This is a genomic window from Variovorax rhizosphaerae (assembly GCF_037889975.1).
GTDB classification, from domain to species: domain Bacteria; phylum Pseudomonadota; class Gammaproteobacteria; order Burkholderiales; family Burkholderiaceae_C; genus Variovorax; species Variovorax rhizosphaerae.
Window position 1 is genome coordinate 603,032 of the sequence record NZ_JBBKZT010000002.1, and the last position, 12,266, is coordinate 615,297.

Annotated in this window: 8 protein-coding genes; 5 read left to right on the top strand and 3 right to left on the bottom strand. The window is 65.8% G+C overall.

All coding sequences use genetic code 11. The features are described from left to right. Window positions 1-24 precede the first annotated feature (24 nt). Window positions 25-2,004 (top strand): tetratricopeptide repeat protein, encoded by a 1,980-nt coding sequence (locus WKW82_RS06595; protein WP_340341444.1) that lies wholly within the window; start codon window positions 25-27, stop codon window positions 2,002-2,004. Continuing rightward, a complete protein-coding gene (locus tag WKW82_RS06600; RefSeq protein ID WP_340341445.1) occupies window positions 2,001-3,008 on the top strand; it encodes a dienelactone hydrolase family protein in 1,008 nt (335 codons plus the stop codon). The genes WKW82_RS06595 and WKW82_RS06600 overlap by 4 nt, the downstream gene beginning before the upstream one ends. A gap of 19 nt (window positions 3,009-3,027) precedes the next feature. On the opposite strand, the gene WKW82_RS06605 is transcribed toward WKW82_RS06600, so the two are convergent. Then, window positions 3,028-4,314, bottom strand: coding sequence for a porin (locus tag WKW82_RS06605; protein WP_340341446.1), 1,287 nt, complete (start codon window positions 4,312-4,314; stop codon window positions 3,028-3,030). 296 nt (window positions 4,315-4,610) lie between these two features. After that, window positions 4,611-5,897, bottom strand: a complete 1,287-nt coding sequence (locus WKW82_RS06610) for a type IV pili methyl-accepting chemotaxis transducer N-terminal domain-containing protein (RefSeq protein ID WP_340341447.1) — start codon at window positions 5,895-5,897, stop codon at window positions 4,611-4,613. 227 nt (window positions 5,898-6,124) lie between these two features. On the opposite strand from WKW82_RS06610, the gene WKW82_RS06615 reads away from it, so the two are divergent. Then, the gene (locus tag WKW82_RS06615) at window positions 6,125-7,390 is read left to right on the top strand and encodes an MFS transporter (RefSeq protein ID WP_340341448.1); all 1,266 of its coding nucleotides are present in this window, start codon (window positions 6,125-6,127) and stop codon (window positions 7,388-7,390) included. Between the two features lie 26 nt (window positions 7,391-7,416). Here WKW82_RS06615 and WKW82_RS06620 read toward each other — a convergent pair whose 3' ends face one another. After that, window positions 7,417-9,126, bottom strand: coding sequence for a bifunctional protein-serine/threonine kinase/phosphatase (locus WKW82_RS06620; protein ID WP_340341449.1), 1,710 nt, complete (start codon window positions 9,124-9,126; stop codon window positions 7,417-7,419). 65 nt (window positions 9,127-9,191) lie between these two features. On the opposite strand from WKW82_RS06620, the gene nirB reads away from it, so the two are divergent. After that, window positions 9,192-11,645 carry a nitrite reductase large subunit NirB gene (gene nirB, locus WKW82_RS06625; protein ID WP_340341450.1) on the top strand — a complete coding sequence of 818 codons (2,454 nt, stop codon included), beginning with the start codon at window positions 9,192-9,194 and terminating at the stop codon, window positions 11,643-11,645. Between the two features lie 31 nt (window positions 11,646-11,676). Then, complete coding sequence (nirD, locus tag WKW82_RS06630; RefSeq protein WP_340341451.1) at window positions 11,677-12,102, top strand: nitrite reductase small subunit NirD; 426 nt, start codon at window positions 11,677-11,679, stop codon at window positions 12,100-12,102. The last annotated feature ends 164 nt before the right edge of the window (window positions 12,103-12,266 follow it).

A 12,266-nucleotide genomic window follows, 5' to 3' on the forward strand; every position in this document is an offset into this window, starting at 1 on the left:
AAGGCTGCGTAGCGAAAGGTCGCGGTGTCCCCTGGCGTCAGACATCGACTTCTGGCCATCCTGGCCGCGGACGCCGCGAGTTACTCGCGCTGGATGTCCGTGGACGACCTCGCGACACTGAGCGCATTGGACATTGCGCGACAGGTTTTCAGGACGGAGGCCGAGGAAAGCGACGGGCGGGTTGTCGACACGGCCGGCGATTCCGTGCTCCTGGTCTTTGAAACGGCCATTGGCGCCGTACGCGCTGCAGCAGCCATCCAGCACCGCCTCTCGCAGGCGCACAACGATTCGACGGGCCTCTCGCTGCGCTTTCGAATCGGCATCCATCTGGGCGATGTCATCGAAAAGGCGGACGGCACCGTCTATGGCGACGGCGTGAACATCGCCGCGCGCTTGCAGGCAATTGCGGAGCCGGGCGGCGTGATCGTGTCCCAGTCCATCCAGGATACGTGTGCGGATCACCTGGGCGCTGCCTTCGAGGACATTGGCCAGCAGCGCGTCAAGAACATCGCCAAGCCCGTCCGTGCGTTTCGCCTGGTCCGTCTGCGAGACATTCCCGTCAATGCGGACGGCAAGGAACGCAGGACCGACCCGACCCAAGATGCCGGGCACGGGAGCGATGCCAACCGGCCAGGGAAATTCGCATCGTTGAAGCGATGGCGGGTCTGGTTGTCGGGTCTGATTGGTGCGTGCATCGTCGCGGGCGCCTTGCTGGTCGCGCAAGGCTTCCGGTCCGATGGCGCGAAACCGCCGCCCGCGAGCCTCGTATCGATCGTGAACATCGACCAGGAGATCATGATCAGGCGCGCGACCGCGGTGCTCGCCTTCGTCGACAAGCAGGGGGCGAAGTCAAGTTCCACGCTGGGCGATGACCTGGCCGACGCGGTCGCCGCCCGCCTGCTTCGGGACGGACAGCGCGTGATCGGGCGTGCGGCGACGATGCACCAGGACTCGTCTGCGCCCGACTTCGTTCGCATCGGCCAGGAGCAGCATGTGCGCTTCGTACTGGCCGGCCGCATCCGACGCGAGTCCGACAGCATCCAGGTCGACGCCTACCTCACCGAGATCGCATCGGGTGCCGTCTTCAGGTTGCATGAAGACGAATTCAAGAGCGAGGAGGAAGCCATGCGCTCCGGCTACGGAAGTGCGGTGGCGCGCGCGCTCAACGCGCGCTTCTACGACATCGAGACCGTGCGAGCCAGGCTGCCGGGTCATGAAAAGGATCCCGTCGACGTACTCGCCCTGGCTTGGCGGGATCTGGATCGAGCGAACACGCGGGAAGAACTGGAACGCGCGCGCAATCAATTCGAGTTCGCCGTGAATGCCGATTCGAACTCGGTGGCGGCATCCACCGGCCTGGGCCTGGCGCATCTCGCGCAGTTCTATTGCCTGTGCAGCGATTCGCCGCGCGAAAAGCTCGATGTGGCTGAAAAAGCCGTTCGGCGAGCGCTGGACCTGGCACCGGACAGTCCGCAGAGTCTGGTCGCCTGGGCGGACATCCTTTTCCTGCGGCAGCGGCCGGAAGACGCCCTGAGGGTCTGGCGCAAGGCACTTGAAATCGCACCGGACTCCCAGAATGCACACGTTCGCATGGCAAGCGGACTGATCAACCAGGGCCGACTGGCGGATGCTCGCGTCCATCTCGCACGCGTCACAGACCTGCGCCCCTACCAGATGCGTCGGCAGCAGCTACTGTTCCAGGGCCTTGCCGATGCTGCGTTCTCGCAAGGTCGTGACGATGAAGCCTACGAGATCCTCAGGAACTGGACCGCCGAGTTCCCCAACAACGGCAAGCCTTACCTGATGATGGCAGCGATCGATGTCCTGCGGGGTCGCGACGCCGAGGCCGCGGCCAACATGGCGAGACACCGCCAGATGCTGCCGCTCAGCACCGTCTCCTATGTGGTCCTGACCTACCCGTCGACCAACCCTGGCTTTCTGACTCAGCGTGAGAGGTTGGTCGGCGCTCTGCGCACGGCGGGGCTGCCGGAGGGAGACAAATGACGAGCACGACAACACTGAAATCGACCGCCGTCGCGCTCCTGGCGGTGCTTCTGACAACCACTTTGCATGGCCAGCCGCAGCTTCCACCACCCATCGGCGCGCGTCCTGGCGTGACGGTACCCACCAACGAGCAGCCCCAAGGGGGCAAGCATGTGACGTTCATGTCACCTCAGACGGATGCCCCCGATCTCTCCATCAATGCAGTGCTCTACAAGCCCGAGACCGCGGCGCGGGGCGCCGTGGTCATCGTCAATGCGGCGCCGGGCTGGAGCGACTTTCGGGAGGGCCAGTACGCCAGGGCCTTGAGCTCGGCCGGGTACGCCGTGCTCACGATCGACACCTATGGTCCGCGCGGCATTGCGGGGACCCAGACAGACAATGCGAGATTGGGAACCCTTGCGCAAGCGCGCGATGCGCTCGCGGCGCGAAGGTATCTGGTTTCCACTGGCTATCCAGCGGATCGGATGGCAGTCATGGGCACGGGCCGGGGTGGAACGATCGCCCTCCTCGTCGCTGACCGGACATTCGTCCAGAACGAAAGCGAACGCTTCGCGGCGGCGATGGCGATCAGCGCGAGTTGCATCTTCCGTCCGAAGACACCCAAGCCCGCATCCAGGGTGTTCATCGCGATCGGCGCCAAGGACGACGTCGCCGGGGTCCAGCCCTGCAAGGATTTTGCGAGCGATTTCGCAAACGCCGGCGGACGCATCGACGCCAAGGTGTACCCGGGTGCGTCCAGCGGCTTCGACGGCCACCCTGACGTCCAGAGAGTCACCAGGGATCCCTTCATGGAGACCTTCGTGAATTGCAGTGTTGCGGTGGAACCGGATGGACGATCCTCGTACAACGGCAAGTTTTTCGCCGAAAGCGACACGGCCGCGCTCATCGGGGAAATGCGCAAGTCATGCATCAAGCGCGGCGGATCCGGCTGGACCGACCTCACGCAGAAGGCAGCGGTGACCTTCGATCTGATCGAGTTCCTGGACGCCAACTTCCGCCACTAGCGACAACGCCAGCGCTGCATCAGAAAGCGTGACGGATGCCGAAGTTGTAGCCCATGACGTGATCGGCCTTGTAACCGGAACCCGTGGTGAAGTAGTTGTTGAAGAAGGCAGGCGGCGGCCCGGCATTGCCGCCGAACATGAGGAACGAAGCACCGTTCTTCTCCTTGACGTAGGCAGCCGTCGCGTAGAGCGCCGTGCGCATCGACAGGTTATGCACATAGCCGACGGCGAACTTGCCAGCCGATGGGTCCGGTGACGCCGCGCTCAGGACCGCAGCCACACCCGTCGGCGGTGAGGTGTAGTTCACCTTGACGCGCGAGTAGGCCAGGCGGATCAGGCCAACGCCAACCGGCACGGTGGCGCCGAGCAGATAGCCGTCACCCTTGAAGTCGCCCGTGCCGATGAGGGGCGGGATCACATAGTCGTTCGTGTTCCGGGTGCGTGAAATCTCACCGAAGAGCTTGACGGCGCCGAAGTCATAGGACGCGCCCAGGTTGGCAATCTCGACCTTGGTGGTGATGCCCTGTTGATAGTTGTCGCCGGTGGTGCTCTCGCCATAGGAGGCCGCAATATCCAGCGGGCCGAAGGCATAACCGAAGCGGCCGCCGACGTAGCGGCCAGTGCGTTGGCTGTTGGGTGCCACCGGGGTTGTGCTGCCCGGGTCGTACTTGACGGCCTCGTTGAACGCATACATGAGCTGACCGTAGAAACCACCGAGCTGCGACGGCAGGAAGTAGCCGATGCTGTTCGACGCACGAACGGCGTTGCTGTTGCCGAACAGGCCACGGTTCGAGGCACCGAAATTGGTGGTGCGGGGACCGGAGTTCATCCGGTAGATCAGGCTGTCGCCAACGCCATTGGTGCCGAACGGATCGAACACGGTGTCGTTCCAGAACGTCGGCACGAAGTCGCGGCCCAGGCGGATCTCCCCGTAGTTGCTCAACAAGCTCACCGTCGAACGACGTTCGATGGACGCAAGGCCGGCAGCACCGTCGTCATTCGAGATGCCGGCTTCGAGCCAGAAGGCGACAGCCAGGCCACCGCCGAGGTCTTCCGTCCCACGGAAGCCGAGGCGGCTCGCGTGGTAGCCCGAGTTGGTCATGGACCACTGGCTCTGCTTCAGGTCGCGCGCGCCAATGAAGTTGAGACCTGGCGTACCGGGTATGCCAACGAATGAGCTCGTCGTCTGGATGTAGGCGACGGCCGCGTCGACCACACCGAACAAGGTCACGGACGACTGAGCCGAAGCCGCACCTGCAACAGCAAGGGTAGCAAGGGTAGCAAGGGCAACGATGGACCTTTTCATGCAAGCTCCTCCGAGGTCAAAGCACCGTGACTGGCACTTTCTTTTGCTCCCACCGGAACCCAGCCAACCTCTGTCGGGCAGCTGCGCCATTGCACCAGACGTGCCGCATGTGGGCAAAAGAAATCTTTCCAATCGCCTGCCAGCCGACGTTTTACGGACACATCGAGGCCCTTTGCGGGGGAGCCACACCTCGCAGGCGCGCTCATGCCAGGAGAGAGTGGCGTCGGCCCGGTGGCATGTTCGTCGCGTCGGCGCTCGAGATCCAACGCAGTGATGCGTTGGATTGCGACGTCGACTCAAGACATGATGACCTGAAGACTGTGCTCGTACTGCGCGGCGAGCTGGTCGAACGTGTCCACCAGCGCCTCGGCGGAGCGCACGACCGCCACGCTGCCGCGAGGCTGCCTGATTCCCTGCACGCCGCGTGCGAAGCGCAGCCACTCGTCGCGGGCGCCCGCCAGCGCCTCGCGGATCTCGGGGGAGGTCAGCGGCGCGCGCTCCAGTTCCAGCAGGGCCTTCTCGAACTCGTCCGCCGTCGAGGCCAGCGCCGGCGCGCTGCTGGCCGGAAGCGCCAAGGCAAGCAGCGCCTCCTTGGCCAGCCGCTCCGACAGCATGCGTTGTCGCCCGCACAGGTTGATGATCTTCAGCGCCCTGCGTCCGCTCGCGCTTTCAAGCGACAGCGTGAGCGCCTCGGCGCTCGCCAGCAGCACTTCGGCAGCGGCATCGATCGCGGTCATCGCCTCGCGGGTCACGCGCGGCGTCCACGCATCGGACAAGGATTGCCAGGCGGCCTTCGTACGGTCGAGTTCCGCGGCCGCCGCTTCATCGAGATCGAGGCCGGCCAGGTAGCCTAGGTTGGCTTGAACCCGTTCGGAGGATTGCTTGCGCTGCGTGCGGCTGCGCGGCACGTCGACGCCCGCAAGCGTTTGCGCGGCAAGCCGGCCGAGCCGTTGCGCCTGCATCCGCAGTTGACCGGCCCGGTTGATGGCCTCGGCCCATTGCGCCGCATCGACGACGGAGCGCGAGACTTCGCCGAGGCGCAGGTTGGCATGCATCGACGTGCGCCGCAGCAACGCGAAGGCTTCGTCCTCGCCCATGCCGCGCGCCATCATCAGCAGGCCCTTGGCCTTGTCGACCCACTTGCGCTCGTCCATCTGCTTCTGCAGTTGGACCAGTTCCGACTTCAGCGCGCTTTCGCGTTGCCAGCGGGCGTTCGCACGGGCCAGCAATGCAAGCAGGCCGATCGCGTCCACCGAATCGATGTCGCCCCAGGCATGGACACCGGCGTTCACCAGGTCGGCGTGGGTCGAGGCATCGAGTGGGCGGCTCAACACACTCACCGGCCAGCGCGGGAGGCCCGACAGCATCGCGAGCGGCGCCAGCGCGTTCGCATCGATGCTCGCCGTCGTGGTGCACACCAGAAGCTGCTCCGCGCCCGGCCCTGCCAGTTCATGTGCAGCGGCTGCGGCCAGGCTGGCATGGACGACCAGGTCTATTTCAGGCCCCTGCAGCGCGCCCCGCACGGCTTCCGACAAGGCGGGCGCACCGGGTGGATCAAGCAGGACGACGTGCAGGCGAATCATCGGATGGGCGTGGCGTCGGTCAAGCTGGCACGGTCTGTGCATGGGTGGAAGCAAGCGGTGTAACGAAGCACCGCATTGGTGTGATTCTCCGCGGTTCCCGCGGCTTCATGGCGCAGTGCGCGCATGACACCCGTCCGCTGGCACCGCCGCCGGCAACCTCCCTGTAAACCCCACGACGATGCGGCCCCCGCCATGGCTGCGTTGCCGCATTTGCATTGGTTCTTGCCATGTCGACTTTCAAGAGCTTCCTGAAATCGGGCCATTCGCCCACGTTGTTCTCCGCCTTCCTGTACTTCGCGTTCTCGTGCTGCATCTGGGTGCTGAACGGCGCGATGGCGCCCTTCATCGGCGAGACCTTCAACCTGACGCCGGCCGAGAAGGGCCTGATGCTGTCGGTGCCCATCATCGCGGGCGCGCTGATGCGTTTTCCGCTGGGCATCCTGTCGCAATACATCGGCCGCAAGAATGCCACGCTGGTCGAGATGGGCCTCATCGCGGTGGCCATGCTGTTCGGCTTCTTCTTCGTGCACAGCTTCAGCGAGTTGATCGCCATGGGCGTGCTGCTGGGCATTGCCGGTGCGAGCTTCGGCGTGGCGCTGTCGCTGGGCTCGGGCTGGTTTCCGCCGCAGCACAAGGGCCTGGCCATGGGCCTGGTGGGCGCGGGCAACGTGGGCACGGCCGTGTCGGTGCTGGTGGCGCCGCCGCTGGCCCAGTGGCTCGGATGGCAGAGCGTGTATGGCGTGGCTGCCGTCGCCATCCTGATCCCGATGGTGGTGATGGTCGTGTTCGCGAAAGAACCGCCGGACGTCGACAGCCACGCCAGCTTTCGCGAGCACGTGGCCTGCCTGTTCGAGAAGGACGGCTGGGTGTTCAGCCTGATCTACGGCGTGACCTTCGGCGGCTTCATCGGCCTCACGACCTTCCTGCCCTCCTACTACTACGACCAGTTCGGCGTCAGCAAGGTGCAGGCCGGCCAGCTCACGATGCTGGCCGCGTTCATGGGCGCCGCGGTGCGCATCGTGGGCGGCTGGATCTCGGACCGCTGGGGCGGCGTCAACACGCTGACGCTGGTGCTGGTGGTGGTGGCCGTCGGCCTGACGCTGGTCGGATTGAGCTCCTCGTCGCTCGCGTTGACCACGCTGCTGCTGATCGTGTGCTTCGCGGCGCTGGGCGCCGGCAATGGCGCGCTGTTCCAACTGGTGCCGCTGCGCTGGCCGGCCAGCACGGCAGTCGCGGGCTCGATGATCGGCGAGATCGGCGCCCTCGGCGGCGGGCTGGTGCCCAATGCCATGGGCCTTTCCAAGCAGTACCTGGGCAGCTATCTCTGGGGCTTCGTCTTCTTCGCGATGCTGTCGGTGATCATGCTCGGCGTGATGCGTGTGATGCAGATCCGGTGGACGCGCACCTGGGCTGAAAAAGGCGGCCGTGCACGGACGACCCCGCATGCAGCCGCACCGGCATTCAACACCGCCCGCAAGGCCGCCCGTCCATGAACACGGCGCGCCCCGCCGGGGCTGCCTCAACGCGGCAGGAACAGCAGCCACACGAGCAGCACCGCGTTGAACAGCAGCGACACGACCAGCGCGATGCGCATGAGCAAGGCGCGGTCGCGCTGGATCAGGGGCGTGGCGGGCGGCGCGGCAATGGGGCGCGACGCACCACGTTCGAGCGCCAGCAAAAGTTCCTCCGCCGTTTCGAAGCGCTGCCGGGGATCGCGGGCCACGGCCTTGCGCACGAGGTTGTCGAGCCACATCGGCACGTCGGGCCGGATGCGCGACAAGGCCACCGGGTCGCGCCGGTAGCGGGCCGCTTGATAGGGCTCGATTTCGCCGTAGGGCAGTCGGGTGGTGAGCCATTGGTACAGCGTGACGCCGAGCGCGAACAGGTCGCTGCCGGCATCGGCCGGCGCGCCCTCCCACTGTTCCGGATTGATGTAGCTGGGCGTGCCGGCATGCAGTTCGCGCGCGGCCGGGTCTTCGCGGCCGGACAGCGCCACGCCGAGGTCGAGGATGCGCCAGTGGCCATCGTCGCCGCAGTGCAGGTTGCCGGGCTTGATGTCGCGATGCACCACGCCGTGCCGGTGCAGGCGACCGAGCGCACGCGTCCATTCGATGGCCGCGGCCACGGTGTCGGCGACCGGCGTGAGCAAGTTGGCGCTGCGCATCTGCTCCAGCGTGCGTCCGCCATGCCAGTCGAACACGGTGTAGAGGGCGGTCGCACCGGGGTCGCGTTCGTGCACGCGCACGAAGCCCGGCTCGCCGCGCGCGCTGACACGCAGGCCGAGCCAGGCCTCGTGGGCCAGCATGGCGCGCTCCTGCACATCGCTGGCGCGCGAGGGATGCAGCGTCTTGAGCGCCACCAATGCGCGGGTGGCGGCATCGCGCGCCTGGTAGAGCAGGTGCACGCCGGTGTCGGCCACGCGCGCGGTGATCACGTAGCCGTCGAGCTTGTCGCCCACCTTCAGCGCGGGGGGCGGCGCCAGCCGGCGGCCATCGAACAGTTCATCGGCGAGTTGCCGGGCATCGAGGCCGACCACGCGCAACACCAGTGCCGTCGCGTTGTCACGGGTGCCCGCGGTGAGCGCGGCCTGCACCATCGCATCGCTGGCCTGCCCCGCGCTGCCCGCAAGGGCCAGCTCGGCGATCTGGGCGGGCTTGAGCACGCCATGGACACCGTCGGTGGTCAGCACGAAACAGTCGCCCACCTGCACTTCGCCCTGCTCGTAGTCGACGCGCACCTGGTCGTCCAGGCCGACGGCGCGCGTCAATTGCGCCTTGAGGTCGGGATGGTCCAGCGCATGGTCGTGCGTCAGCGGCACCGCGGGCGCACCGTCGGCCCGCACACGCCAGGCGCGCGTGTCGCCCACATGCGCGAGCGTGTAGCGGTGGCCGTGCAGGGCCAGCGCCGTCAGGGTGGCGAGGCCGGTCACGGCGCCGTGGCGTCGCTGGTTCTGCGACGCCAGCCAGGTGTTCTGGGCACTGATCAGGCGGTCCAGCGCAACGGTCGGTTCCCAGGTGTCGGGCGTTGCGAAGTAGTCGGACAGCAGCCCCATGACCGTGGTCTGCGCCGCCTCGCGGCCGCCGCCGCCGGTGGACACGCCGTCGGAGATGGCGGCGATCAGGCCGCGCGCCTCTTCCCCGCGGGGCGCATGCACCGCACCGGCGAAATCCTCGTTCGCCTCGCGCGGCCCGCGCTGGCTGCTGAAGCCGATATCCACTTCAAAGCTCATGGCCCGATTCTCCATACGCGGCATGCGCAACACGTTTGCTTGATTCCACGAAAGGTCTTCGCGTCATGAAAAAGATGAAACTGGTGCTGGTAGGCAACGGCATGGCCGGCGTGCGGGCGGTCGAGGAACTCATCAAGCTCGCACCCGAGATGTACGACATCACCGTGTTCGGCGCCGAGCCGCATCCGAACTACAACCGCATCCTGCTCTCGCCCGTGCTGGCCGGCGAGCAGACCGTCGAGGAGATCGTGCTCAACAGCTGGGAGTGGTACGCGGAAAACAACATCACGCTGCACGCCGGCAAGATGGTGACCGAGGTGGATCGGGTCAAGCGCATCGTGCGTGCCGAGGGCGCCGACGGCAGCATCGTCGAAGCCGCGTACGACCGGCTGTTGTTGTGCACCGGCTCCAACCCCTTCATCCTGCCGGTGCCGGGCAAGGACCTGAAGGGCGTGATCGCCTACCGCGACATCGCCGACACCGACTACATGATCGAGACCGCCAGGACGCACAAGCATGCGGTCGTGATCGGTGGCGGGCTGCTCGGCCTCGAAGCGGCCAACGGCCTGATGCTGCGCGGCATGAGCGTGACGGTGGTGCACGTGATGCCCTGGCTGATGGAGCGCCAGCTCGACAACGTGGCGGGCAAGCTGCTGCAGAAGTCGCTGGAAGACCGTGGCTTGAAGTTCCTGATCGGTGCGCAGACGCAGGCCTTGATCGGCGGTGACGATGGCCGCGTGAAGGCGATCAGCTTCAAGGACGGCAGCGAGGTAGCGGCCGACCTGGTCGTGATGGCGGTGGGCATCCGCCCGAACACCACACTGGCCGAGTCGATGCGCCTGCATTGCAACCGCGGCATCGTGGTCAACGACACGATGCAGACGGTGACCGATGCGCGCATCTACTCGGTGGGCGAATGCGCGGCGCATCGCGGCATTGCCTATGGGCTGGTGGCGCCGTTGTTCGAGCAGGCCAAGGTCGCGGCGAATCATTTGGCGCAGTTCGGAATCGGGCGCTACCAAGGTTCGCTGACGTCGACCAAGCTCAAGGTCACGGGCATCGACCTGTTCAGCGCGGGCGAGTTCATGGGCGGCGAAGGCACCGAGGAGATCGTGATGAGCGACCCCTTCGGCGGGGTCTACAAGAAGCTGGTGATCAAGGACGACAAGCTGGTAGGCGCTTGCCTGTACGGCGACACGGTGGATGGAAGCTGGTACTTCAAGCTGCTGCGCGACGGCCGCAGCGTGCACGACATCCGGGAGAAGCTGATGTTCGGCGAGTCGAACATCGGCGACACCGGCCATGAAGGCCACAACAGCGCGGCGACGATGCCCGATGAGGCCGAGGTCTGCGGCTGCAACGGTGTGAACAAGGGAACGATCTGCAAGGCGATCAAGGACAAGGGCCTGTTCACGCTGGACGAGGTGAAGAAGCACACCAAGGCGAGTGCTTCATGCGGCTCTTGCACAGGATTGGTCGAGCAGATCCTGATGTTCACGGCCGGCGGCGACTATTCGGCCGCACCGAAGAAGAAGGCCATGTGCGGCTGCACTGACGCGAGCCACCAGAACGTGCGCGACGCAATCCGCAAGGAGAAGTACCTCACGCATGCGGACGTGTATGCGGGCCTGGGATGGACCACGCCGAACGGTTGCGCCAGCTGCCGCCCGGCCGTCAATTACTACCTGATCAGCACCTGGCCGAAGGAGGCGAAGGACGATCCGCAGAGCCGCTTCATCAACGAACGCAGCCACGCGAACATCCAGAAGGACGGGACGTATTCGGTGATCCCTCGCATGTGGGGCGGGCACACGACGCCGGACGAACTGCGCCGCATTGCCGACGCGGCGGACAAGTACAAGATCCCGACGGTCAAGATCACGGGCGGGCAGCGCATCGACCTGTTGGGCGTGAAGAAGGAAGACCTGCAGGATGTGTGGAAGGACATCGGCATGCCTTCTGGCTTCGCCTATGGCAAGTCGCTGCGCACGGTGAAGACCTGCGTGGGCAGCGAGTGGTGCCGCTTCGGCACGCAGGACTCGACGCAGATGGGCAAGGACCTGGAACATGCGCTGTGGGCGATGTATTCGCCGCACAAGGTGAAGCTGGCCGTCTCGGGCTGCCCGCGCAACTGCGCCGAGGCCGGGATCAAGGATGTGGGTGTGATCGGCGTGGACTCGGGGTGGGAGGTGTACGTCGGCGGCAATGGCGGCATCAAGACGGAGGTGGCGCAGTTCCTCGTGAAGCTGAAGACGAGCGAGGAAGTGATGGAGTACGCAGGCGCGTTTCTGCAGCTGTACCGCGAGGAAGGCTGGTACCTGGAGCGCACGGTGCACTACATCTCGCGAGTGGGGCTGGACTACGTGAAGAAGAAGATCCTGCAAGACGTTGCCGGGCGCAAGGCGTTGTGGGAGCGCCTGCAGTTCGCTCTCGATGGCGAGCCCGATCCGTGGTTCGAATCGGTGCAGGCGTCCGTGGACGTTCGCCAGTTCACGCCCGTGGCCGAGGTCACCACCTGATCCGATCCGCAGCGCAACAAGGAATTGCCATATGACTGAATGGAAAAAGATTTGCCGCGTCGATGAAATTCCCGTGCTCGGTTCGCGCCGCGTGGCGCGTCCGGTGGGCGTGGCCGTGGCGGTGTTCCGCAACAGCCAGGACGAGGTGTTCGCTTTGCTCGACCGCTGCCCGCACAAGGGTGGGCCGCTGTCGCAGGGGATCGTGTTCGGCAACAGCGTGGCTTGTCCGTTGCACAACTGGACGATCGGGCTGGAGGACGGATGCGCGAAGCAACCCGACGAAGGGTGCACGCCGAGGTTTGCATGTCGAGTCGAAGGTGGGCATGTGTTGCTCGATGCGCACGAGTTGGCGACGCATGCGTTGGATCTCGTTGCGCCGCGTGCAGGACCCGGTGCAGCGACCGCGGGGGCGATCGGCGATGAGACTTTTGATGTGCAGGCGCCGCATGGTGCTTGATCCGGTCACTGTGGCTAGGGCGTCTGATGCATCCGTGGCCGGGGGCGCGTCGGCGGGCGGCATGCGGTACGGGCCGGCCGACCCTACTGCGCAGGTCGCTTCGCGACTCCCCTGCAGTGCTCGCGTTCGGCGGGGTCCACATGAACTCGCTTCGCTCAAACAGC